Here is a 23,932-nt window from a genome sequence, read left to right as displayed (position 1 = left end):
CTCACCTGCCGCTGCCTGACGCGCGTCATCCCGCGGAAACCGCGCGACGCTTGCGCTGCGCAGTAGCGCAACTATAGGCGGCCCGGCAATGGACCAAGACGCCGCCTCGCTCAACAGTTCCGATCTGGCGCGGATCACCCGCCGGATCGACCGGCCGATCGTGCTGGTCGGCATGATGGGCGTTGGCAAGACCACCGTAGGCCGAAAGCTGGCGGCGATGCTTCACCAGCCGTTCGTGGATGCGGACGAGGAAATCGAACGGGCGGCCCAGATGTCGATCCCGGAAATCTTCACGACTTATGGCGAGCCTTACTTCCGCAGCGGCGAACGGCGGGTGATCGCCCGTCTTGTGGGCGAGGGCGCGACCACCGACCGCAAGATCCTGGCGACCGGCGGTGGCGCCTTCTGCGATGCGGAAACGCGCCAGCTGATCCTCGACCGCGCAATCGCGGTCTGGCTGGACAGCGACGTCGACACGCTGGTGGAACGCGTTGGCCGCAAGGATAATCGCCCGCTGCTGCGCGGCGGCAACCCTCGTGAAATCCTTGCCAATCTGCGCGAAGAGCGCCGGCCCGCCTATGCCCAGGCGCCGATACACGTTACCAGCGGCAACCAGCCGCATCAGGTGACTGCCGTGCGCATCCTGCGGGCGATCGACAACTGGTTGTAGGAAAACAGCATGGCCACCATCCCCGTCGCCATCGCCGGCGCGCCATACGATGTCCGGATCGAAGCCGGATTGCTGGCGAAAGCCGGCACGCATTGCCGCCCCTTCCTGCGCAAGGATACCGTGGCCATCGTCACCGACGAACACGTCGCCGCGCGCTGGCGCGAGACGGTGGCGGCTTCGTTCGCGGCCGAGGGGATCGAAAGCCGCTGGCTGGTGCTGCCAGCCGGTGAGTCTACCAAGAGCTGGGAACAGCTGGCCCGCGTGATCGACTGGCTGCTGGCGCAGGAAGTCGAGCGCAAGGACAATATCGTGGCGCTGGGCGGCGGCGTGATCGGTGACCTGACCGGGTTTGCCGCCGCGATCGTGAAGCGCGGCTGCGGCTTCATCCAGATCCCGACGACGCTGCTGGCACAGGTCGATTCCAGCGTGGGCGGCAAGACCGCGATCAACACGCCAGCCGGCAAGAACCTGGTCGGCGCGTTCCACCAGCCGGTGCTGGTGCTGGCCGATCCGCTCTCGCTCGATACTCTGCCCGCGCGCGACGTGCGGGCGGGCTATGCCGAGGTCGTGAAGTATGGCCTGATCGATGACGCGCCGTTCTTCGAATGGTGCGAGGCCAACGGCCACCGCCTGCTCGCGGGCGAGGCGGACGCACGCGAATATGCGATCGCGCGCAGCGTCGCTGCCAAGGCGCGGATCGTGGCGGCGGACGAGAAGGAAACTACCGGTGTCCGCGCGCTGCTCAACCTGGGGCACACGTTCGGGCATGCGCTGGAAGCCGAAACCGGCTTTTCCGACCGCCTGCTCCACGGCGAAGGCGTGGCGCTGGGCATGGTGCTGGCGGCGCGCTTTTCCGCGCGGCAGGGGCTGATGCGCGGGCAGGATGCCGAACGCGTGGCGGCGCACATCGGCGCGGTGGGCCTGCCCGCCTCGCTCGCCGCGCTGAACCTCTCTTGCGACGGACGGCGGTTGGCCGATCACATGCTCCACGACAAGAAGATGGACGCGGGCACCCTGCCCTTCCTGCTGCTGCGCGGCATCGGCGAGACGTTCCTGGCCAAGGACGTGGACCTGGGCGACGTCGCGGCGTTCCTGGACGAGGAACTGGCGCGGGGCTGAGCAGCGCGTCAGCCGGCCTCGTCTGGCAGCAGATCGACCACTTCAAAATCGGGCAGCACCGCCTTGCGCAGCAGGGTGCGGTGGCATTCGCTGGCGGCGCGTTCGTAGCACAGCAGGGCCACCTTGCGCTCGCGCGCCAGCTCCGCGAGTTGTGCGCCCGCGATCACCGCTTCGGGCAGGTCGAGTTGCGCCGCGTAGATGCGTGCCAGCGCGGCATGATCGTGACGGCGCGCGGCGGCGCGGCCGTCCGCCGGGGTGCCAAGCGCCTTGAAATGGCGGTATTCGATGCCGGCCTCGCGCGCGTTGGCGGCCAGCGCGGACTTCGAGAAGCCCGGGCGGCGGGAAAGCGGCAGGGCGCGCACGTCGGCCAACAGGTCCACGCCCGCGCGGTTGAGTGCGGCCATCACCCCGGCCACGGTCGCCTGTTCGTAACCGATTGTCCAGATCACCGGCATCAGAACAGCCGCGATCCGTCGGGCACGGGCCTGTCGGGCGAGAACAGCACCACGCGCCCCTGCTCGTCCGCGAAGCCCAGCGTCAGCACTTCGGACAGCATCTTGCCGATCTGGCGCGGCGGGAAATTGACCACCGCCGCCACCTGCCGCCCCAGCAGCAGTTCGCCTTCATAGAGCGCCGCGATCTGCGCACTGCTTTTCTTGACACCCAGCCCAGCGCCGAAATCGATCCACAGCTTGAGACTGGGCTTGCGTGCATCCGGGAAAGGTTCGACCTGGATAATCGTGCCGACACGGATGTCGACTTTCAGGAAATCGTCGAAGGATATGGTTTCGGACGGCGGCGCGGCGGGATCGTGATCGAGATCGAGATGCATGGGGCCATTGTGGGGATCGCGGCGCGGACCGCAACCCCCGTCCGCCGCATTCGCCGGTCGCCGGTCAGCGCCCCGTAAACGCGGGCTTGCGCTTCTGGAGGAAGGCCAGGCCGCCTTCCGTCGCATCGGCGCTGTTGCCCGCCACGCGCTGCCCTTCCGCTTCGGCCAACAGCGTTTCGGTCAGGCTGCTTTCCAGCGCGGTCAGGATGTTGCGGCGCATCGTGGCATAGGCCAGCGTCGGCCCGGCGGCGAGCCGCGCGGCCAGCGCGGAAACTTCGGCCTCGAGATCGGCGTCTTCCACCGCCTTGTGGATCAGGCCCCAGTCCAGCGCCTTGTCCGCGCCGATCTTCTCGCCCAGCATCATCATCTCGGTGGCGCGGGCCTTTCCGATCAGGCGAGGGAGAATCCAGCTCGATCCGCCGTCGGGAACCAGGCCGATGTTGACGAACGCCTGGAGGAAATAACCGCTCTTGCCCGCCACCACAAAGTCCGCCGTCAGCGCGATCGAGCAGCCCACGCCGGCCGCCGCGCCGTTGACCGCCGAGATGATCGGCAGGTTCAGCCGGGCGAGCTTCATGACCGCCGGGTTGTAGTGCCCCTGCAGCGCCAGATAGCTTCCCTCGCCCGCGCCGGTGGTGCGATCGCCGCGCGCCTGAAGGTCGGCGCCCGAACAGAACGCCCGGCCCGCGCCTTTCAGCACCAGTACGCGGGCATCGCCCAGATGATCGAGCGCGTCGGAAATCTCGCCGGCCATCGGCAGCGAGCAGGCATTGAGCCGTTCCGGCCGGTTCAGTGTGATCGTGGCCACGCCATCGGCGATATCGAGCAGGATCGTTTCGTAAGCCATCGTCAGACACCCCTTCCGTGCTTGGCGCACGCGGCGCGATGGCCGGTCGCCAGTCGATTTAATCGATCGTTTAAGTGCAAGGGCTATGCGAGCGGCGCGCGCTTTGCAAGCCCGTTCAGCGCGTGTGTGCCTGCGCGAAAGCGGCCGCCGCGCCGAACAGGCCGGGCTGCGGATGGGTGATAAGCCGCACCGGCATCGCGGCCATGATCCCTTCGAAACGCCCCTTGGCGCGGAAGCGTTCGGCGAAGCCGGAGGTCAGCAACACGTCCTTGATGCGCAGCCCCAGTCCGCCAGCCATCACCAGCGCCGCCGAACCGTGCGCCAGCGCCAGATCGCCCGCCACGCTGCCCAGCGACAGGCAGAAACGATCGACCGCTGCCGCCGCCAGGCTGTCCTCGCCCGCCATGCCCAGCATCCACAGCTCCTTGTCGGTGCGCGGGGTAAACGGCTTGCCCTCGATCGCGGCCAGCGTTTCGTAGATGTCGACGATGCCGGGGCCGGCGACCACGCGTTCCGCCGACACGCGGCGGTGGCGCTTGCGCAGGCGGGCGAGGATGGCGTCCTCGATCCCGTCGAGCGGCGCGAAATCGATATGGCCGCCCTCGGTCGGCTGCACGCGATAGGTGCCGCCATAACGCCACAATTGCGCCACGCCCAGCCCGGTGCCGGGGCCGACCACGCTGATCACCCCCTCTTCGGGCAGGGGGGTATCCGGTCCGGTCAGGTGGACGAAATGTTCGGGCGCGGCCTGTGCCACCGCATGGGCCACGGCAGCGAAATCATTGACCACCACATAGTCGTCCGCGCCCAGCTTCTCGGGAATCAGCGCCGGGCGGATGATCCAAGGATTGTTGGTGAAGCGGATGATCTCTCCGCCGACCGGGCCGGCCACCGCGATCGCCGCCGCCTTCGGCAAGGGCGTGCCAAGCGTGCGGCCGAACTCCTCCCAGGCAAGCTGGAAGCTGCCGTGTTCGGCCGTCTTCAGCGTTACTGCCTCGCCCAGCGAGACGACGCGGCCCTGCTCCACTTCGGCAAGGGCAAAGCGCGCGTGCGTTCCGCCGATATCGACCGCGACCAGTTGCATCCCCATCCCCGGCTTGTGCGTTTCAGAGCCCTGCGGCCGAGAGCATCGCCGAACCGCCGCGTTCGGCCGGGTCGGTGTGGTGGCGCATAAGGGCGAAGAGTTCGCGTCCTACGCCAACCGCCTCGGCCGGCGCAATCGCTTCATCGCGCGCAGCCCATTCGGCAGGATCGACGAGCGCGACGAGTTCGCCGCTGTCCGCGCAGACGCGCACCACATCGCCATCGCGCAACCTGGCCAGCGGGCCGCCAAGCTTGGCTTCGGGCGAAACGTGGATCGCCGCCGGCACCTTGCCCGACGCGCCCGACATGCGCCCGTCGGTGACCAGCGCCACCTTGAAGCCACGATCCTGCAATACGCCGAGCGGGGGCGTGAGCTTGTGCAGTTCGGGCATCCCGTTGGCGGCCGGCCCCTGGAAGCGGACGACCACGACCACGTCGCGTTCCAGTTCGCCCGCCTTGAATGCGGCGATCACCTGGTTCTGGTCATCGAACACGCGGACCGGCGCCTCGATCGTCCAGCGGGCCGGATCGACCGCGCTGACCTTGATTGTGCCGCGCCCCAGATTGCCTTCGAGCAGGCGCAAGCCGCCTTCGGGCTGGAACGGGGTGGCCACGGGGCGGAGCATGGATTCGTCCGCGCTCGCCTTTGGCGCGGGGGTCCAGCGCAGCGTTTCGCCGTCCATCACCGGTTCCTGCGCGCCTTCGGCCAGTGACTGGCCATAGACGGTGCGGATGTCGGCATGGGCCAGGCCCGATTCCACTAGTTCACGGATCACGTAGGGCATGCCGCCGGCGGCGTGGAAGTAGTTCACGTCACCCGCGCCGTTGGGATAGACGCTGGCGATCAGCGGCACCACGCGCGAGAGTTCGTCCATGTCGTTCCAGTCGATCTGCACGCCGGCCGCGCGGGCGATGGCGGGCAGGTGGATGACGTGGTTGGTCGAACCTCCCGTCGCCAGCAGGCCGACGATGGCGTTGACGATCGCCTTTTCATCGACGCAGTGGCCCAGCGGGCGATAGTCGTCGCCGTTCCAGCCGATCCCGGCGATGCGGTGAACGGCGGCGCGGGTCAGTTCCTGACGCAGCTTGGTGCCCGGCAGGACGAAGCTGGAGCCGGGCATGTGCAGCCCCATCATCTCCATCATCATCTGGTTGGAATTGGCGGTGCCATAGAACGTGCAGGTGCCCGCGCCGTGGTAGCTGGCGCTTTCGCTTTCCAGCAGTTCCTCGCGCCCTACCTTGCCTTCGGCATAGAGCTGGCGGATGCGCACCTTCTCCTTGTTGGCAAGGCCCGTCGGCATCGGCCCCGAAGGCACCAGCATCATCGGCAGATGCCCGAAGCGGAGCGCGCCGATCAGCAGGCCCGGCACGATCTTGTCGCAGATGCCCAGCAGCAGCGCGGATTCGAACATGCCGTGGCTGAGCGCGACGGACGTGGACAGGGCAATGGTATCGCGGCTGAACAGCGACAGCTCCATCGAATCCTGCCCCTGCGTCACCCCGTCGCACATGGCCGGCACGCCGCCCGCTACTTGCGCCGTCGCGCCTACCTCGCGCGCGAACAGCTTGATCTGTTCGGGATAGCGGCCATAGGGCTGATGCGCCGAAAGCATGTCGTTATAGGCGGTGACGATGCCGATGTTCATCGCCTTGCCAGTGCGGATGGTGGCCTTGTCGTCGCCGCTCGCCGCGAAGCCGTGGGCAAGATTGCCGCACGACAGGATAGGGCGGTTGACTCCCTGTTCGCGCGCGCGGTCGATCAGGTCGAGATAGCGGCGGCGGCTGTCGCGCGAACGCTCGATGATACGGTCGGTGACCTTGGCGACGATCGGGTTCAGGGTCATCATGCGCTCCAGTAGATCGTGACCGGCGGGCCGAAGCCGCGCAGGAAATCGGAAACGGGATAAGTGTCCGCCCCGCCCAGCACCCGTTCGACGAGCTGCTTCTTCGCCGCGCCGGTGATGACCAGGATGATCTCGGCCGTGGCCTTGAGCGCGCGGCGGTTGAGCGTGAGGCGTGGAAACGGCGCTTCGGACGGCAGCGGCACCGGCGTGGTGGCGATCACCGCCGGGCCGGGCCGGACCAGCGCGTGCATGTGCGGGAACAGCGAGGCGACATGGCCATCCTCGCCCATGCCCAGCCAGACCAGATCGAACGGCGCGACAGCAGCGCCTTCGACCAACCGCTCCACGGTCACGCCGCTATCGCCCAGCGCGGCAACGAGCTTGCCGTAGTTCGACGCCGGATGGTCGTCGGGCACCTGCCGATCGTCGGTGAGGCAAAGCATGACCTCCGACCAGTCCAGCGCGCGGTCGGCCAGCAGCGCGAACACCTTCACCGGCGTGGAGCCGCCCGGCACCGCGATCCGCTTCGGCCCTGGCTTCGCCAGTTCCGCCGCGATGCGATCGGCCACGGCGGCCGCATCGCCGGGCTCTGCCCAGCGCACCTCGGCGGGGCGCGGGTCAGTCATTCCAGCTTCGCCCGTCGCGTTCGGTCAGCGCGATCGCCGCGTTCGGCCCCCAGCTTCCGGCGGAATAGCCTTTCACTTCCATGCTTTCCGTTGCCCAGACCTTGCGGATGCCATCGACCCAGCGCCACTGCGCCTCCACCTCGTCACGCCGCACGAACAGCGTCTGCTGGCCTTCGATCAGATCGAGCAGCAGGCGTTCGTAAGCGATGCGGCGGCGGGCCTTGGCAAAAGCGGTGGTCAGCGAGAGGTCGAGATTGACCTCGCGCAGCACGATGCCGCCACGATCCAGCCCCGGTTCCTTGGCCATGACCTGCAGCCGCACGTATTCCTCGGGCTGAAGGCGGATGACGAGCCGGTTGGCGCGCAACCGGCTGCCGAAGATGTTGTGCGGCACCTGCTTGAACTCGACGACGATTTCCGAGCGCCGTTCGCCCAGCCGCTTGCCGGTGCGCAGATAGAACGGCACGCCCTGCCAGCGCCAGTTTTCGACATGCGCCTTGATCGCCACGAACGTCTCGGTTTCCGAAGGTTGGCCCAGATCGTCCTCGTACCCCTTGACGCTTTCGCCCTTCACCGCGCCGGCGCGATACTGGCCGCGCACCATCTCGTCGGCCTTCACCGGGCGCAGCGCGCGCAGCACCTTGACCTTTTCGTCGCGGATCGCAGTCGCGTCGAAATCGACGGGCGGTTCCATCGCGGTCAGCGCCAGCAACTGGAGCATGTGGTTCTGCACCATGTCGCGCAGGGCGCCGGTATCGTCGTAGAACCCCTTGCGCCCTTCCAGCCCCACCGTTTCGCTGACGGTGATCTGGATGTGATCGATCCCTGCGCTGTTCCACAGCGGCTCGAACATCATGTTGGCGAAGCGCAGCGCCATCAGGTTCTGGACGGTTTCCTTGCCGAGGTAGTGATCGATGCGGAATATCTGGTTTTCGGCAAAGGCGGCGGCGACGGCATCGTTGATGCGGTTGCTGGATGCCAGATCGTTGCCCAGCGGCTTTTCCAGGCCGATGCGCACCCCTTCGTGCGCCAACCCTGCGCTTTTCAACCCGGCAATGGTCGGTTCGAACAGCGCCGGGGCGGTCGAGAGAAAGATCGAGAGGCCGCACGAGGTATCGCCCAACTTCTCCGCCAGCCCGGCAAAGCCGGCGATGTCGGACGCGTCGAGCGTCTGGTATTCCAGCCGTTCCAGAAAGCTCGCCAGCTTGGTTTCGTCCTTGCGGTCGGCGGGCAGGAACTCGTCGAGCGCGGCCTTCGCGAAATCGCGAAAATCGGCGTCATCATGCTCCGACCGGGCGGTGCCGACGATGCGCAGGCCCGGCTCGATCAGCCCGTCCTCGTGCAGCGCATAGAGCGAGGGCAGCAGCATCCGGCGCGAAAGATCGCCGGTGGCCCCGAACAACAGCAGGGCGGAACAGCTTGCCTCAGCCATCGGATGCTTCTCCTTATGGTTTCGTCCGGACCGGGGCCATGCCCTCGAGGACCCCGTTAGCCCGGTCATTCCAAACTTGCACAACGCATAAGTATGCGATCGGTGGCCTATCCCGGAAGCGCGACCAGCAATCCGCCGTAGCCCGGCAGGTCGCCCGCTCCCTCCAGACTGGCGCCGTTAACGCTGGCGAGCACCTGTCCGGCGATCGCCAGCCCTTCGGGCAAGGCGACCGGGCGCGACGAAAGATTGAACAGGCCGGCCACCGCCTGTCCCTCGTGCCTGCGCACGAAGGCCAGCACGTCCGCATCCGCATGGATCACCTCGAACGAACCGAGGCGCAGCGCGGGCGTGGCGCGCCGCAAGGCCAGCAAACTGCGCGTCCAGTGAAGCAACGAGGTGGGCTCAGCCTCCTGCACATCGACCGCGCGCGAAAGGTTCTCCGCGCCCATCGGCAGCCACGGCGTGCCGGTGGTGAAGCCGCCGTTCGGCGCGTCCGCCCGCCACGGCATCGGCGTGCGCACGCCATCGCGCGAGAGCGTCAGCGGCCAGTTGGCGATGGCTTCCGGGTCCTGCAGCAGCTCGAACGGAATATCGTCCTGCACCAGCCCCAGCTCCTCGCCCTGATAGAGGATCACGTTGCCGCGCAGGGCCAGCAACAGCATCTTCTTGAGCGGCGCGAAGGCGGCGCGCTCCTCCGGCGCGCACCAGCGGGAGACCGCGCGCGGCGCATCGTGGTTCTCGAAGGCCCAGCTTGGCCAGCCCTCGCCCGGCGCGCCGGTCCACTTCGCCAGGGTATCGCGGATCAGCGCGGGCGTCAGGCTTTCGGCATAGAGGAAATCGAAGCCATAGGCGCTGTTCAGGCGGTGCGCGCCGGCGGTGTATTCCTTCATCTCGATCTCGGCGCGGGCGCCGCCCACCTCGGCCACGGTAAAGATCGCGTCGTAACGGTCGCACAGCTTGCGGATACGCTCCACGAACAGCGCGACATCGGGGTGCGACTGGCTGAACACCTTTTCCTGGAAATCGAACGGCCGCGTGCGGATACGCCCGTCGTCCGCCACCGGCGGGTTATCACGCAATTGCGGGTCGAACATCGAATGGTTGAGCGCATCGAGCCGGAAACCATCGACCCCGCGATCCAGCCAGAACTTCGCGGCCTCCAGCAGCGCGTCCTGCACCACCGGGCTGTGGGCGTTGAGCTGCGGCTGTTCGCGCAGGAAGGTATGCATGTAATATTGCCGCCGCCGCGCGTCCCACGTCCACGCCGGACCACCGAACACTGACTGCCAGTTGTTGGGCGGCGTGCCATCGGGCTTCGGATCGCGCCAGACATACCAGTCCGCCTTGTCACCGTCGCGGCCCTGCCGGCTCTGCGTGAACCATGGATGCAGGTCCGAGGTATGGGCATAGACCTGATCGATGGTGACTTTCAGCCCCAGTTCGTGCGCGCGGGCCACCAGCGCATCGAAATCGGCGAGCGTGCCGAAGATCGGATCGACATCGCAATAATCCGCCACGTCATAGCCGAAATCGCGCATCGGCGAGGTGAAGAACGGCGATATCCAGATGCCGTCTACCCCGAGCTTCGCCACGTGATCGAGCCGCGCGGTAATCCCGGCAAGATCGCCCACCCCATCACCATCGGCATCGGCGAAGCTGCGGGGATAGATCTGGTAGATCACCGCCCCGCGCCACCACGGCGCGGTGACTGGAGCGGACAGGCTGGCGTCACGGCTTGCGGTCATGGGCCTCATTTCGACAGGTTGGCGAAACGGAACATACCCGATCACGGTCATCCCGCAATGCACACAAACCGCGATGCCGCCCGACAATTCGTATGCGCGATCCCGATCGAGCGCTGACGCGACAGTTTTATCGAATATCCGCGAAGGGTTTGCGATCCCGCCCCGTTTTAGGGGTGTCGGCCATGAACGGATCGTCCGGCGCGTGCTGCGCTGCAACGTCCACTATCGGGTTCGCACCCTGAAACAAGGAGCCACCATGGAACTGCTCCCTATGACATCCTTTCCCACATCCGCCCCCGTCCAGCCCCGCGCCGAAGCGCATGTCGTCATCCTGGACGACGACGCCGATCTGCGCGCGTTGATCGGTGACTACCTGGAAAAGCAGGGGCTGGCCGTCACGCTGGCGGCGAACGGGCAACAACTGCGCACGACCCTTGCTGCGGGCAAGGTCGATGCAGTCGTGCTCGACCTGATGATGCCGGGCGAGGACGGCCTTTCGATCCTGCGCGACCTGGCGGATCGCCCCGGCGCGCCTTCAGTGCTGATGTTGTCGGCGATGGCGGCCGACATCGACCGGATCGTGGGGCTCGAACTGGGGGCGGACGACTACCTCGCCAAGCCGGTCAACCCGCGCGAACTGCTGGCGCGGCTGCGTGCGGTGCTGCGCCGGCGCGGCACCAGCGTTCCCGCCGATGGCAGCGCCATCACGCGCTTTGCCGGATGGACGCTTGATGCGCAGTACTACACCGTGCGCGATGCGGCCGGCGCAGAAGTCGAACTGACCAGCGGGGAGTTCAAGCTGCTGCATGCGCTGGCCGTGCGCGCCGGTCGGGTCATCAGCCGCGAGGAACTGCTCACCGCGCTCTATGGTGATGAAGGCGAGGCTTTCGATCGCGCGATAGACGTCGCGGTTTCGCGCCTTCGCGCCAAGCTGATGCGGCACGATGGCGATAGCCTGATCCGCACCATCCGCGGCGAAGGCTATCTGTTCGCCGCCCGCAACTGATGAGACGTTGATGGCGGGCTGGAAAAGCGCCAGCCTGACGACCCGGCTGGGCGTTGTCATGCTGGCGGCTCTGCTGCTGGCGACGCTTGGCAATTTCATCGTCACCTTCTCCGGGCCGCCGCCCTATCCGCGCCCGATGCCGATCGAGGAGCTGCTGCCGGTTCTCGCGAAGGACCGGCCCTTGTCGCGCCTTGCCTCGACCACCCGGATCGAACGCGGCAGCGCGCAGTTCCTGCCACAGCCGGGCGAAGTGCCCGTGCCGGCCGCCGCCGCGCGGATCGACGATCTCCTGCCCGATTGCGACGGGTGCGTGCAGCTTTCGGTGGAGCCGGGCGCGATGATCCAGCGCCATCCACTGGAAGCGCCGCTGGCGATCCGCGAAACCTTCTCGCTCGGCATACGCCGCGCGGACGGCACATGGTCGATCGCGCGCTATACCCGGCGGCCGTTCATTACCGGATGGCACTGGGCGACGCTGGCGATGACGCTGGCGCTGGCCGTGCTGCTGGCGGGCGTGTCGTTCCGCCTCGCGCGCAGCATCGTCCAACCGTTGCGCCGCCTCGGTGCGGAAGCGGACCGCGTCGTCAACGAACACGATGGCATCACCATCACTAGCGGCGGGCCACCCGAAGTCGCGCAACTGGCGCAGGCCGTGGCCGCTATGCGTGATCGTCTGGCCGGGCTAGTGGAAAACCGCACGCAGATGCTGGCGGCTATCGCGCACGATATGGCCGCACCGGTCTCGCGCCTGGAATTCCGCTTGCATCAGCTGCCGCCCGAGGCGCGCAACGGTGCCGAGCGGGACCTTACGGAACTGGCCGACATGATCGGCAGCATCATCGACTATGCGCGTGGAACGGCGGGCAGCCGCAAACGCGCGGTGGACATGAAGGCGCTGTGCGCGAATGCAATCGCGACGATCGATCAGGAAGAAGGCCGGCTGGCGTTCCGTGCGCCGGAGGAAGACTGCACCGTCAACGGGGATCCGATGACGCTGCACCGGCTGATCGCCAATCTGGCGGTCAATGCGCTGCGCTATGCCGGCGGCGGCGAACTGACGCTGGAGGGGAATGCGCACGGGATCGTCGCACGCATGGCGGACCGCGGACCGGGTTTTCCACCCGAGCTTGCCGAAAGCCTGTTCGAGCCGTTCTTCCGCGTGGAAGGGTCACGAAGCCGCGAAACCGCCGGCACCGGGCTTGGCCTTGCCACCGCGCGCGACGTGGCGAAAGCGCATGGCGGCACGCTGACCGCGGCGAACCGCGCGGGCGGCGGGGCGGAATTCGTGCTGACCCTGCCGCGCGGCTGACCCCGGCTTCAGGCGGTGGGGTCAATCAGCACCTTGCACTGGTGCGTGCGCTTGCGCAGCGTCTCGAACACCTGGGGCGTGGCATCGAGCGCGATGGTTTCGGTCACCAGCAGGCGCGGTTCGGCCGCACCGCTATCGAGCGCGTCCAGCGCCGCCTCGTATTCCTGCCGGGTGAAGAAGGCCGATGTCACGAGGCGCACTTCCTTGGACAGCATGGCGAAGCTGTTGAAGGTATCGGGCCGGGTACACAGGCCCAGCAGCAGGATCGTGCCCCGGTTGCGCACCTGATCCACCGCCTGCGCGATCAGGCCCGGCACGCCGACGCATTCGAACACCACGTCGGCCTTGCCACCCAGCGCGCGTTCGGCGCTGCCGATCGGATCGGCGGGATCGACCACAAAATCGTGCGCGCCCATCGCCAGCGCGCGATCGCGCTGCCACGTTGCGAGATCCTGCACCACCACGCGCCCCGCGCCATGGCGGCGCGCCCAGAACGCGACGGCAAGGCCGATCGGCCCGGCGCCGAGGATGAGCACCCGGTCGCCAATACGCATCCCGCTCATGGCCAGGCCGTGCAGCGCCACGGCCAGCGGTTCGATGATCGCGCCATCAGCCAGGCTGGCCGTCTTCGGCAGGCGCACGCACTGGTTGGGCCGGGTCAGCGCATATTCGGCATAGCCGCCGCCCTGCAGGCCGAACTGATCGCACCAGGCGACTTCGCCCGAGCAGCACGAGGGGCATTGGCCGCAACTGCGAAGCGGAACGACCGAGACGAGATCGCCCATGCCCAGCCCTTCCACGCCCTTCCCCAGCGCCACCACTTCACCGGCGAATTCGTGCCCCAGCACCGATCCCGCGCCCATGCCATAGGCGGGGTCTTCGGTCATGTGCAGGTCCGAGCCGCAGATGCCGCAACGGCCCACGCGCACGACGACCTCGCCCGCGCCCGGTACGGGATCGGGCACGGTCTCGATCGCCAGAGGCCGGTGAAGGCCCTGCATCACGGCTGCGCGCATCGTCCTGCTTCCTTCCTAATGCGCGGTCTGGCCGCCATCGATCACGAACGTCGCGCCGTTGATGAAGGTGGCGGCGTCCGAACAGAGATGCAGCACGGTGCCCGCGATCTCCTCCGGCTGCGCGGCGCGGCCGCTGACGTTGCCCGCGAAGAACGCCGCGCGGAATTCGGCGCTGTCGGCCCAGTGCTGGGTCATCGGGGTGACGACGAAGCCCGGTGCGATCGCGTTGATGCGGATGTTGGAGCGGGCGTAATCGATCGCCGCCGCCTTGGTCAGCCCCACGACCGCGTGCTTCATCGCGACATAGGCCGCCATGTTGGGATCGGCGATCAGCCCGCCGACGGAAGCGGTGTTGACGATCGCGCCGCCACCCACTTTCAGGAAATGTCGGATTTCCGATTGCAGCGCGTACCACACGCCCTTGAAATCGACATCGACGGCCAACGCCATCTCCTCGGGCGGCACCTCGTGCAACGGGCGCTGCGGCGGTAGCACGCCCGCGTTGTTGAACGCCGCGTCCATCCGGCCGAAGCGTTCGACGCAGGCCGCCACCAAGGCTTCGACGGCGGCGGCATCGGTCACGTCGGTCGGTACGAACGCGCCTTCGCCACCCGCCTGCGCGATCAGCGCCACCGTTTCGCCCGCGCGGTCGTCCTTGTCGCCGATCATCACCCGCGCGCCTTCACGCGCGAAGGCCAGCGCCGTGGCGCGGCCTATGCCCGTCGCGCCGCCGGTAATGAGCACCGCCTTGCCGGCATAGGTTCCGTTCACTCCTGCCATGCCGGCTGCTCCCCCTTGGCCACTTTCGACGAGTTCCCCAGCAGGAAATCGCCCAGAACGTCGACTGCATCCGGATAGGCCTTCTGCACCCGCGCGCGCAGATCGGCGCTGTCCTTGCTGGCGGCGACCAGCTTCGGCCAGTCGGCGATATAGCGCCGGCTGAAGTCCAGCCCGCTGGTATCGTTGGGCAGGCCCGGCTTGCTATGGCCGGGCACCACCATGTCGGGCTTCAGCGCGGCGAGTTGATCGATCGACCGGCCCCAGGCGGCGATGGCGGCGGCATCATGCTCGCCGAACCACAGGTACATCTGGTTATAGACCAGATCGCCGGGGAACAGCGCCTTGATCGATGGCACCCACAGCGCGGTGGCATGGACGTGATCGCCGGCCATCGGTCCGATCACCTTCAGCTCCCGGCCCTCCAGCATGATCGTATCGCCATCGAGCGGCGCGGGCGCGGTGGGATGGCGCGGGGCATTCGCGCCCAGCACGGGAGTCCAGCGCTTGACCTTGAACGGAAGCGATTTCCAGATGTCGGCCGTCACCGTGGGATGCGCCACGATCTTCACGTCGGGAAAGGCATCCTTGATGACTTCCATGGCGAAGAAGTGATCGGGATGATCGTGCGTGACGTAGAGCGTGGTCAGGTGCTTGCCGCTGTCGAGCACCATCGCGACGACGCGGTGCGCGTCGGCCAGAGTGAACGGCGCGTCCACCAGCACCGCATCCCGCTCGCCTTCGATCAGGGCGATGTTGGCATAGAGCGATCCGCCGCTGGTGCGCAGCACTTCCACCGTCAACGGCTTCTGCGGAGCTTGCGTCTGGGCCTGCGCTGGCGCGCAAGGCAGGGCGATGGCGGCAAGAGCCGCGAGCAGGGTCTTGCGGATCATTTGTATTTCCCCAGCATCATCCCGCCATCGATGACGACGTGGCTTCCGGTCATGTAGTCCGAGGCGTCGGAAGCGAGCAGCAGCGCCAGCGGCTTGATCTGGTCGGTTTCGGCCAGCTTGCCCAGAGGAACGATCGCGTCCCACGCCTGCCGCGCCACCGGGTCCTTCTTGAGCCAGCCGCCGCCGATGTTGGTGACGAACGGCCCCGGCGCGATCGCGTTGATGCGGATGCGGAACTCGGCGAGTTCCAGCCCCAGCGCGCGCACCATGTGCAGCACGCCCGCCTTGGCCGGCATGTAGGGCAGGCCCACGATCGGTTCGGTGACCAGGCCTGCGTTCGACGCGGTGGTGATGATCGAACCGCCGGTGCGGCCGTTGGCGCGCCCTTCCTTCTTCATGATCCGCACGGCATTGCTGACCGTGTAGAACACGCCGGAAAGATTGACGGCGATCGACTTGTCCCAGCGCGCCGGATCGTAGGTATCGACCTGGCCGTCCGGGTTGCGATGGCCCGCCGGGTTCCAGAAGCCGGCGCCGGCATCGATCCCGGCGTTGGCAAAGCAGATATCGAGGCCACCATAGGCCTTGTCGTGCGCATCGAACGCGGCGGCCACGGCATCGGAGCGGGAAACGTCGCAGACGTCGGCGCGTGCCTCGTACCCGGCTTCGCGCAGGCGTGCGGCCTCGCGTTCGGCGCCCTCGGCGTCGATGTCCGCCAGCGTAACTGCCGCGCCGGCTTCGGCCATGGCCTCGGCATAGGCAAGGCCTATCCCCGAAGCCGCGCCGGTAACCAGCGCGCTTCTGCCCTTGATGTCGAAGCAATCCAGTGTCGCCATGTGGCTCTTCCTTCTCCCGCCGCGCCGTTCAGGCTTCGGCCTGTCTTTCCCGCTCGATCAGCCGTTGCAGCATCCGCCGCGCCCGTACTCCGCCGCCGTCGCCATTCAGGATCAGCGGGCGCAGATCCCAGAAATCGTGGCGGCGCATCAGCCGGTGGCTGTCGCGGATGATCGGCATGTCCTCGTGTTCGAAAGCATATTCCAGCGCCGCGCGCATGCCCGCTGCGAACTCTGCGTTTCCCAGAGCGAAATCCCGTGCCGTCGCCCAGAAGTAATGGGTGGTATCGGGTGTTTCCGGCGTGAAGGCGTGGACCGAGGGCAGCAGCGTGCAGCTCTCGCGCGGAGTCCCCGGATCGCCAGCGCGGAAATCGAAATAGAGCACGGCGGGCGCGTGCCACACCACCTCGCCATAGAAATCCTGCTTGCGGCCGATCCGCCCGAGCATCCCGCCGATGCCTTCGGACAGGTAATCGTCCAGCCGCACATATTCGGCGTGAACGGTTTCGCCGTCCTGCCAGAACCGCCGCTCGCCTTCGGTGAAGGCGCTCGCGACCAGCGCGGGATGGACGAAGTTGGCGTGGCTGAGATCGAGGATGTTGTCGCTATAAAGCTCGTAGTGCCCTTCGGCCACGGTCGCGCCGCGCACCGCTTCCCAGCGCGGATCGGCCAGCCACGCGAAATCGGGAATGCGTGCGGCATCCGCCTTCGCCGGATCGCCCATCCAAATCCACAGCAGCCCGTGGCGTTCTTCCAGCGGATAGACCGGCAGCCGGCTTTCGGGGAGTTGCCCGCCGGGGTGCGGGTTGTGCACGCAGCGGCCCGCCCCATCAAAACGCAGCCCGTGATAGGGGCACATCAGCGTGCCATCGACAACCGTGCCATTGCCCAGCGGCGCGAAACGGTGCGGGCAGCGCCCGCCGACGGCACGGGCCTTGCCGGTTTCGTCGCGAAAAAGGGCGACCGGTTCCTCGAGAAAGACCCGCGCCATCGGCGCAGCGTCCAGATCGGAAGCCCAGGCGGCGACATACCAGCAATTGCGCAGGTAGGTTCCGCGTGGGGTTTCCGAAAGCCTCGGGACCGGTCGGCCCTCTCCCCTCATGACTCGTTGCTCACACACGATATCGCAGCGTCGGAAAGCCCACCCCCAACCCCTCCCGCTTGCGGGAGGGGAGCGAGACTTGCCAGCCCTTAGGGGCGGCTAGTCGCAGCGGGTTGGGCACTGCGCGCGCCCTAGAGATACAACTGCGGGTTGATCGGGATGTTGTTCTCCCGGCAATAGCTTTCGTAGTGGTTCATGAACCACCACACGTCGAGCGTTTCCACGTGGTTGCCGTTCTCGTCGAAGAACTCGTTGGCGCCCTGCATGTGGAACAGCGCCTTCATGCCGTTGGGGTCGTCGGTGACGAGCGTGTGCGCGGTGCCCGGCGTTTCGGTGATGAACTCGCCCGGGCGGCACACCCAGTCATATTCCAGATAGCGGAACGATCCTTCCAGTCCCACCGCCCAGACGCGGCCACGGTGCTTGTGCGTGCCGATCACGCCCGGCCCCTTGATCCACAGGATGTTGACGTAGATGTTCTCGCGCACGTCGAACGCCAGATGGCGAATCGCGGCGTTGTCGCCGAACGGCACCCACGGGCTTTCCGCCTCGGAAGCGCCGACATAAGTGCCTTCGACGCCTTTGGCGCGGATCAGGTCACCATAAAGCTCCGGAACCTGAACGATCTTGTATGCGCCCGACGGCGGGGCCTTCATCGTACCCATGACGGTCTTGTCCTTCAGAGATAGAGCTTGGGGTTGATGGCAAGGCCGTGCTCGCGGCAATGGGTCTCGTAGTGGTTGATGAACCACCAGACGTCCGTGGTATCCACGAACACGCCCTTGTCGTCGTAGAACTCGATAGGCCCCTGCATCCAGCCGAACAGCTTGCACCCTTCCGGATGGTCGCTGACCAGCGTGTGGCTTTCCCCCGGCGTTTCCAGGATCAACCCGCCGGGCGTCGCCACCCAGTCGTATTCGAGATAGCGGACGCTGCCTTCCAGGCAGACCATGGTGATCGTGCCGCGGTGAAAATGCGTGCCGATCACGCCCGGCCCCTTCACCCACAGGATGTTGGAGAACAGGTTCTGGCGCACATCGAACGCCAGGTGCTTGATCGCCGCGTTGTCGCCGAACGGCACCCAGGGGCTGTCGACATCGGTCTGCGCGTCGATATAGCGGCCGCCGGGGCTGAGCCGCTGGACCAGTTCGCGGTGGGCGAACGGAACGTCGACTATTTCGGCCTTGGTGGACGGCGGCGCAGTCATCACGGTCATGGGAAAGTCCTCACCTTAGCGGATCAGGGTATCGACGTAGTCCGCGCCGATGCCATTCGAGGCATAGTGCGCACGCGCGGCGGCCATGTAGTCGAACACGTCGTAATGCCCTGTGGTGTTGCCTTCCTCGTCCAGCCACATCAGCGGGCCGGACACGACGAAGAACACTTTCATCGGATCGGGATGGTCATAGCACACCAGCGTATGGCTCTCGCCGGGCGTCTCGTAGATGAAATCGCCCGCCGTCGCGGTCCATTCGTGCTCAAGATAGGCCCACTTGCCGCTGATCGTGTAGGCCCAGATCGGGTGCGGGTGATAGTGCCGGTTCACGAGGCCCGCCTGCTTCGACATCAGCACGTCGGCCCACATGTTCTTGGCCGGGCTGATCCATACCGGCTTGGAGAACACGGTCTCGCTGATCGGCACCCAGTACCGTTCGTCGCCTTCGGCGATCTTCGGCATGTAAACTTCGGGAAGCCCGCCTTCGCGAAAGACCTTGGCGACCGGCTTGATGTCCTTCCAGAATTCGGAATGCGGGGATTCGGGCATGGTATCCTCGTTGGGGTAGGCGCGAGCGGCAGGCATCCCGCCGCTCGCGCAAGTGTCAGAACGTCAGAACTTCACGCCAAGCCGGGCGTACCATTCGGCCGGGCGGTTGTAGGTGCCGTAGATCTGCCCGCCGGCAAGCTGGGCCTGGCCGGTGATGAGCAGGCGCTTGCTGGTCAGGTTGGTGCCGCCGACGGTCAGGTCCCAATTGCCCGAAGGCGCCTTGTAAGTGGCGCTGGCGTTGACCAGCGCGTTGCCGGGCCGCATCAGCAGATAGGTGCCTTCGGTGTCGTTCTTGACCGCGCTGGTGTAGGTCACGTCGCCCAGGAACACGAGCTTGCCGTGATCGCCGAGGTCCGCTTCGTAGCGCGGGCTGATGTTGACCTTCCACTTGGGCGTCTTGGGCAGCGTGGCGCCCGGGATCACGCCCGCCTGCAGCGCCGAAGGCGCCACCTGCGCGCCGGCCAGGACGCTGGTGTAATAGGCATCGGTATAACCGACCGATCCCGTCAGCGTGAACCCGCCGCCCGGCGCCGCCGTCATCTCGATTTCAAAGCCCTTGATGCGCGCATCGCCGGCGTTCTGGATGGTCGGCGAAACGCCCTGCTGGAAATTGAGCTGGATGCCCTTGTAATTGGTCAGGAAGGCGGCGGCGTTGATCTGGAGATGGCGGTCAAGCAACTCCGACTTCACGCCGATTTCCCAGGTTTCGGCCTTTTCCGGCCCGAAGCCCGGCGCATAGGGCAGCGGGTTCGACAGGCGCGTCGTCCAGCCGCCGGTCTTGTAGCCGCGCGACCACGAGCCGTAGAGCATCACGTCGTCGGTGGCATGGTACTGGATGCCGACCTTGGGCGAGAAGTTGCTGAACGTCTTGTGCTGCACGCCGGCCACGTAATAGCGCAGCGGCTGCCCCGGATTGGGGAAGCTGTTGTCGATGCGGCACTGGTTGCTGATCGGATTGAGCGAAGCGCAGTTCGGATCGCCGAACGCCTGTGCCAGCTTGTAGTTCAACCCGTTGGCGTCCGACTGGAAGCCTTCGAAGTCCTTGTTCTCGTGGGTGTAGCGGCCGCCCAGCGTGATCGAGAGCTGCTCGGTCAGCATGTAGTCCAACTGGCCGTAGAAGGCGTAGTTGCGGGTCGCCAGGTTGTTCGGCCCGTCCACCTGCAGCAGGCCCTCGGCAAACGTCACGTAATCGTGCAGGTCGCCCGATTCCTTGAAGTAGTACCCGCCCAGCACATACTTCAGCTTCTTGTCCATCGCCGTGCCGGTCAGCTGCAATTCCTGGCTGAACTGCTTCTGGTTCATCGAGAAGCTGGTGTGCAGGAAGTTCAGCGGCGAACTGTCGAGGTCCATGCCGACCTTCCAGTGCAGCTCGCGGTAGGCGGTGATCGACTTCAGCGTGGCGTTGTCCGACAGGTCGTACTCCAGCGTCACCGCCGCGCCGCCCTGCTTCAGCTTGTTGAAGTTGTTGCCGTTGGCATAGCTGGTATCGATGTTGTTGGTGACGAACCGGTTGTCATACGGCAGGCGGTTGTTGTCCGGATTGGCATCGGTGTTGACGCCGAACAGCGCCGGCAGGTCGAACAGGCTGTTCAGGCCACCGCGCCGCGCGGTGTAGGCGATCGAGGGCGGGCCGCCGATAAAGGAATCGCACGGGCCGGTCGCGCCGCCCACCGTCACCGTCGGGTTGCCCGCGATGGCGCAGTTGTAGGTGCCGGCGAACACCGCNNCCGGTCACCGTCGCGCGGAAGGCCCCGTTGGTGTACTTGATCTTGCCGCGCAGGTTGTAGGTATTGTCGCCACCCTCGGTGCCGTAGCCGCTGTTGTTGTAGCCGGCGGCTTTCAGCGAGGTGATCGGATCAAACGCATACGACGACGCACCCGGATAGGGCATGCGGTGCAGGTAGCCGCCGCGGCGGTTGACCGCGAAGCTCAGCGAGGAGGCAAGGCCTTCGGCGATCGGCACATCCACCGTACCCTTGACGTTGATCAGGCTATAGCTGCCGGTGGTGACGCTGCCCACGAAGCGGAACTGATCGCCCGGATCGTGCGTGACGATGGAAATCGCGCCACCGATCGTGTTGCGGCCGAACAGCGTGCCCTGCGGACCTTTCAGCACTTCGACACGGTCAACATCGGGCAGGTCCTGGTTCGCGCCGACCGAGCGGGCGAGATAGACGCCGTCTAGGTAGATGCCCACGCCCGGATCGATGTTGAACGCAAAGTCGTTGGCGCCGATGCCGCGGATATAGGCGGCCAGGACCTGGCTCGACCCCGAGAACGGCGTGCCCGCATCGAGCGTCACGTTCGGGGCGATGTTCGATAGTGAGGCGACGCTGGTCACCGCGCGCTCCTGCAAGGCGCCCGCCGTGAACGCACTGATCGCGATCGGCACGTCCTGCACGTTTTCCGCGCGCTTCTGCGCGGTGACGACGATCTGCTCGATGCCGCCGCTGGATTCCTGTTCGTCCGCAGCCATGGCCGGTGTGGCCAGCGCCGTGGCGAGCACGGCAAGTGAAACCGGTGCGAGTTTCATGCTCTTCTCCTCTCCCAAAAGTCCGTTATCTGGTGCTACCGCGCAACACGCGGACACTGTTGGCAGTGTTCTGTAACCCCTCCCTCTTTCGCCTGCTTGCACTGGTGCGCAGGGCGATCAGGACGGAAACGCAAATCCTTCACGCACGTCTCAGCGCGCTGCCCTCCAATCGCGCGGCGCGACGCCGAAGTGCTGGCGGAAGCAGCGCGCGAAATAGGCGCTGTCGTTGAACCCCAGCTCGAAGGCGATGTCCGTAATGCTGGCATCCGGCGTGGAGACCAGCCGGTCCGCGGCGCGGCGCAGACGGCGTTCGAGAATGTAGGCGGTGGGCGTGGTGCCCATCCCCGCGAACAGATTCTGGATCGTGCGGACCGAAGTGTTGCAGACTTGCGCCAGCATCACCGTGCGCAGCGCCGGGTCGCCCAGGCTGGCTTCCACGACCGACAGCACGCGCTCCCGCAGCACGTGATCGTTGGCGCGATCCTCGGCCGGCCGCTTAGCCCCCCGCATCGCGAGAGCGAACAGATCATAGAACACCGAGGTGACGCCGCGCTCCCATTCCGGGTCCTGCTGGCTCTGATCGCCAAGCTGCCACAGCGACAGCAGGAAATCGTGGAACACGCGTCCCCCGGGGGTGCCACCATGCAACCTTTGCCGCATCAGATCGTCTAGCCCCGGAAAGCGCTCGACCAGCGGCGCGCGGGGAAATTCCACCACCAGCAACTCGTGCCCGGTCAGTTCGATCGAATAGGGGCGGTGTGCCGACCCCAGTACGAAATCGCCGGGCTGGAGAAGACTTTCCCCGCCGTCCTGCATGTGGCGGCTCTTGCCCCGGCATTGCAGGTGCAGGATCACCCGCTCCTCGGCGCTGTCGGTACCGCGCCGGCCGACGAAGGACTGGGTCGAACGCGGGCGGATCATGGCGAGATCGCCAACGTTCCAGCTCCACATCTCCCCCCGGAACTCCTCGCCGGGGGTGTTGACGAACGTGCCCGTGTAGATCCGGTCGACAAGATCGTTCCAGTACCGCAACCGCTGCGTGGGTGCGATGCCCGTTGTCGCGAACTTCTCGATTGCCCCCATCGCCCCCTCCGTTCAGGTCAAAGCCGCCGCACCGACGGCGCCGCTGCGCCGCGCGACGATGCGCGGCGCGGATTCGACCAGCCCCAGCGCGCACAGGCCCGCAAGGATGGTCAGGACAAGCATCAGCCACAGTGGCGCCGAAAGGCCCCACCCGTCGGCCAGCGTGCCGGCCAGGAAAGGGCTCAGCACGCCGCCCAGAACCTCGCCCGTGCCCATGACCACGCCGGTCAGCGTGGCGGTAAGGCGCGGGTCGACCGATTCCGAAGGGATCGTCGCCATGAACATCGGGAACAGGCCGTTCAGCCCCCACCCGAAGAAGAAGATCGCGGCCAGGACCCAGGGCGATCCGTTGTAATACAGTCCACCCAAAGGCAGGATCACGCCCAGAAAGGCGAAGAAGATCATTACCGGGCGGCGGCCGATGGCATCGGAAATCGCCGGCACCACGAAGCTGCCGATCCCGGCGGAAATGCCCAGCGTGGCCATCAGCCAGCTCATCGTCTCGGGCGCGAACCCGCGATGCTTGGTCAGGAACAGCGGCATGAACGTCCAGCACACGACAAGGTAGGAGACCAGCAGCACCGAGATCACTGCGCACAGCACCACGTTGCGGTGCGCGAAAGCCTCGCGCAGCGTGACGCGGGGATGATCGCCATCGTCCGCGGGCGCCGGCGGTTCGCGCAGCGTGAACCAGATCAGCGCGGCGGTGATCAGGCCGGGCGCGGCGGCGAGATAGAACCCGCCGCGCCAGCCCACCGCCATCGCCACGGGGACGAGCAGGATCGGCGCGAGGCCCGATCCCAGCAGGTTGGAACCAAGGTTCTGCGCCACGCCCATCGCCAGCCCTCGCCGTTCGGGCGCCACTTCGCTGACGATCATCGAATGGCTGACCGGCATCACCCCGCCTTCGGCCGCGCCCATCAGCAGGCGCGCACCCAGCAGCATCATGAACGAGGACGCCATGCCCGAAACGAACGAGCACAGGCAGAACGCCAGCGTCGCGACCACGACCACCGGCTTGCGCGAACCGAGCCGGTCGGAAATGCGGCCGACCGCGAGGCCCGAAAGCGCCCAGGTGAGCGAGAGCGCCGAGCTGAACATGCCGACCTGCGTGTTCGACAGGTGCAGGTCCGGCTGCACGAACGGCATCAGGAAGTTGAGCGCGTTGCGGTCGAAAAACAGGATGCCGAAATTCAGGCTGAGCAGCGCGGTGACCCAGACCTGGTATCCCCCTCCAGCCACCGTTCCAGCGGCCGCCTTCCCGGCATCGTTCATCTGGCCGTCGCGCATGCTGTTCTCCCGTTCTCTTATCCGGCAATCACGCCAATTTCCCTTTCCTGTTAGGCCGCGTGCCCTCTCCTCTCTTGCATTGGCGCGCAGACCATCAGGATCAGCGCGCAAGTTCATGCCCGGCATC

Annotated in this window: 24 protein-coding genes; 4 read left to right on the top strand and 20 right to left on the bottom strand. The window is 66.5% G+C overall.

Going from position 1 to position 23,932, the window contains the following annotated elements:
- Positions 1-88: 88 nt before the first annotated feature.
- A complete protein-coding gene (locus B3547_RS12130) occupies positions 89-670 on the top strand; it encodes a shikimate kinase (protein ID WP_292963451.1) in 582 nt (193 codons plus the stop codon).
- 9 nt (positions 671-679) lie between these two features.
- Entirely contained in the window at positions 680-1,789 is a 1,110-nt protein-coding gene (gene aroB, locus B3547_RS12125; protein WP_292963448.1) for a 3-dehydroquinate synthase, read from the top strand.
- A gap of 8 nt (positions 1,790-1,797) precedes the next feature.
- Here the strand turns inward: aroB and B3547_RS12120 are convergent, their stop codons facing one another.
- The 8 genes from B3547_RS12120 to B3547_RS12085 form a co-directional block, all read right to left on the bottom strand.
- Complete coding sequence (locus B3547_RS12120; RefSeq protein WP_292963447.1) at positions 1,798-2,244, bottom strand: DUF488 family protein; 447 nt, start codon at positions 2,242-2,244, stop codon at positions 1,798-1,800.
- Positions 2,244-2,621, bottom strand: a complete 378-nt coding sequence (locus tag B3547_RS12115; RefSeq protein WP_292963444.1) for a tRNA-binding protein — start codon at positions 2,619-2,621, stop codon at positions 2,244-2,246. Before B3547_RS12115 ends, B3547_RS12120 begins: the two co-directional genes overlap by 1 nt.
- A 64-nt stretch (positions 2,622-2,685) precedes the next feature.
- The gene (locus B3547_RS12110; RefSeq protein ID WP_292963442.1) at positions 2,686-3,468 is read right to left on the bottom strand and encodes an enoyl-CoA hydratase-related protein; all 783 of its coding nucleotides are present in this window, start codon (positions 3,466-3,468) and stop codon (positions 2,686-2,688) included.
- Between the two features lie 115 nt (positions 3,469-3,583).
- A complete protein-coding gene (locus B3547_RS12105; protein WP_292963440.1) occupies positions 3,584-4,552 on the bottom strand; it encodes a glucokinase in 969 nt (322 codons plus the stop codon).
- Between the two features lie 22 nt (positions 4,553-4,574).
- Positions 4,575-6,395 (bottom strand): phosphogluconate dehydratase, encoded by a 1,821-nt coding sequence (gene edd / locus B3547_RS12100; RefSeq protein WP_292963562.1) that lies wholly within the window; start codon positions 6,393-6,395, stop codon positions 4,575-4,577.
- Positions 6,395-7,021 carry a 6-phosphogluconolactonase gene (locus B3547_RS12095; RefSeq protein ID WP_292963439.1) on the bottom strand — a complete coding sequence of 209 codons (627 nt, stop codon included), beginning with the start codon at positions 7,019-7,021 and terminating at the stop codon, positions 6,395-6,397. The genes edd and B3547_RS12095 overlap by 1 nt, the downstream gene beginning before the upstream one ends.
- Positions 7,014-8,453, bottom strand: coding sequence for a glucose-6-phosphate dehydrogenase (gene zwf, locus B3547_RS12090; protein ID WP_124807400.1), 1,440 nt, complete (start codon positions 8,451-8,453; stop codon positions 7,014-7,016). Before zwf ends, B3547_RS12095 begins: the two co-directional genes overlap by 8 nt.
- Positions 8,454-8,560: 107 nt before the next feature.
- Positions 8,561-10,198 carry an alpha-amylase family glycosyl hydrolase gene (locus B3547_RS12085; RefSeq protein ID WP_292963437.1) on the bottom strand — a complete coding sequence of 546 codons (1,638 nt, stop codon included), beginning with the start codon at positions 10,196-10,198 and terminating at the stop codon, positions 8,561-8,563.
- Positions 10,199-10,454: 256 nt separating this feature from the next.
- On the opposite strand from B3547_RS12085, the gene B3547_RS12080 reads away from it, so the two are divergent.
- Together B3547_RS12080 and B3547_RS12075 are read left to right on the top strand one after the other, a co-directional pair.
- Entirely contained in the window at positions 10,455-11,204 is a 750-nt protein-coding gene (locus B3547_RS12080) for a response regulator (RefSeq protein ID WP_223806400.1), read from the top strand.
- 10 nt (positions 11,205-11,214) lie between these two features.
- Positions 11,215-12,513, top strand: a complete 1,299-nt coding sequence (locus B3547_RS12075) for a sensor histidine kinase (RefSeq protein WP_124807402.1) — start codon at positions 11,215-11,217, stop codon at positions 12,511-12,513.
- Between the two features lie 8 nt (positions 12,514-12,521).
- On the opposite strand, the gene B3547_RS12070 is transcribed toward B3547_RS12075, so the two are convergent.
- From B3547_RS12070 to B3547_RS12020, 12 genes are all read right to left on the bottom strand, one after another.
- Positions 12,522-13,529, bottom strand: coding sequence for an alcohol dehydrogenase catalytic domain-containing protein (locus B3547_RS12070; protein WP_292963434.1), 1,008 nt, complete (start codon positions 13,527-13,529; stop codon positions 12,522-12,524).
- Between the two features lie 15 nt (positions 13,530-13,544).
- On the bottom strand, positions 13,545-14,309 hold the full coding sequence (locus tag B3547_RS12065; protein WP_292963432.1) for an SDR family NAD(P)-dependent oxidoreductase: 765 nt from the start codon (positions 14,307-14,309) through the stop codon (positions 13,545-13,547).
- The gene (locus B3547_RS12060) at positions 14,297-15,199 is read right to left on the bottom strand and encodes an MBL fold metallo-hydrolase (protein ID WP_124807405.1); all 903 of its coding nucleotides are present in this window, start codon (positions 15,197-15,199) and stop codon (positions 14,297-14,299) included. Before B3547_RS12060 ends, B3547_RS12065 begins: the two co-directional genes overlap by 13 nt.
- Positions 15,196-16,035, bottom strand: coding sequence for an SDR family NAD(P)-dependent oxidoreductase (locus B3547_RS12055; protein WP_292963427.1), 840 nt, complete (start codon positions 16,033-16,035; stop codon positions 15,196-15,198). The genes B3547_RS12060 and B3547_RS12055 overlap by 4 nt, the downstream gene beginning before the upstream one ends.
- 28 nt (positions 16,036-16,063) lie before the next feature.
- On the bottom strand, positions 16,064-17,134 hold the full coding sequence (locus tag B3547_RS12050; protein ID WP_292963424.1) for an aromatic ring-hydroxylating dioxygenase subunit alpha: 1,071 nt from the start codon (positions 17,132-17,134) through the stop codon (positions 16,064-16,066).
- A gap of 131 nt (positions 17,135-17,265) precedes the next feature.
- Positions 17,266-17,799 (bottom strand): 2,4'-dihydroxyacetophenone dioxygenase family protein, encoded by a 534-nt coding sequence (locus B3547_RS12045; protein WP_124807408.1) that lies wholly within the window; start codon positions 17,797-17,799, stop codon positions 17,266-17,268.
- 14 nt (positions 17,800-17,813) lie between these two features.
- The gene (locus B3547_RS12040) at positions 17,814-18,350 is read right to left on the bottom strand and encodes a 2,4'-dihydroxyacetophenone dioxygenase family protein (protein ID WP_125955490.1); all 537 of its coding nucleotides are present in this window, start codon (positions 18,348-18,350) and stop codon (positions 17,814-17,816) included.
- Positions 18,351-18,365: 15 nt separating this feature from the next.
- Positions 18,366-18,935 carry a 2,4'-dihydroxyacetophenone dioxygenase family protein gene (locus B3547_RS12035; protein ID WP_292963419.1) on the bottom strand — a complete coding sequence of 190 codons (570 nt, stop codon included), beginning with the start codon at positions 18,933-18,935 and terminating at the stop codon, positions 18,366-18,368.
- 27 nt (positions 18,936-18,962) lie between these two features.
- A complete protein-coding gene (locus B3547_RS21995) occupies positions 18,963-20,423 on the bottom strand; it encodes a TonB-dependent receptor (protein ID WP_349676490.1) in 1,461 nt (486 codons plus the stop codon).
- Positions 20,413-21,432 (bottom strand): TonB-dependent receptor plug domain-containing protein, encoded by a 1,020-nt coding sequence (locus B3547_RS21990; RefSeq protein WP_349676488.1) that lies wholly within the window; start codon positions 21,430-21,432, stop codon positions 20,413-20,415. The genes B3547_RS21995 and B3547_RS21990 overlap by 11 nt, the downstream gene beginning before the upstream one ends.
- Before the next feature lie 150 nt (positions 21,433-21,582).
- Positions 21,583-22,515 (bottom strand): helix-turn-helix domain-containing protein, encoded by a 933-nt coding sequence (locus B3547_RS12025; RefSeq protein WP_125955488.1) that lies wholly within the window; start codon positions 22,513-22,515, stop codon positions 21,583-21,585.
- A gap of 12 nt (positions 22,516-22,527) precedes the next feature.
- Positions 22,528-23,805: an MFS transporter gene (locus B3547_RS12020; RefSeq protein ID WP_292963415.1), complete on the bottom strand. Its 1,278-nt coding sequence runs from the start codon at positions 23,803-23,805 to the stop codon at positions 22,528-22,530.
- Positions 23,806-23,932: the final 127 nt, after the last annotated feature.

Source organism: Novosphingobium sp. UBA1939, assembly GCF_002336885.1.
Classification (GTDB): domain Bacteria; phylum Pseudomonadota; class Alphaproteobacteria; order Sphingomonadales; family Sphingomonadaceae; genus Novosphingobium.
The sequence above is the reverse complement of the archived record's forward strand: the minus strand, read 5'-3'. Positions and strand labels throughout refer to the sequence as shown.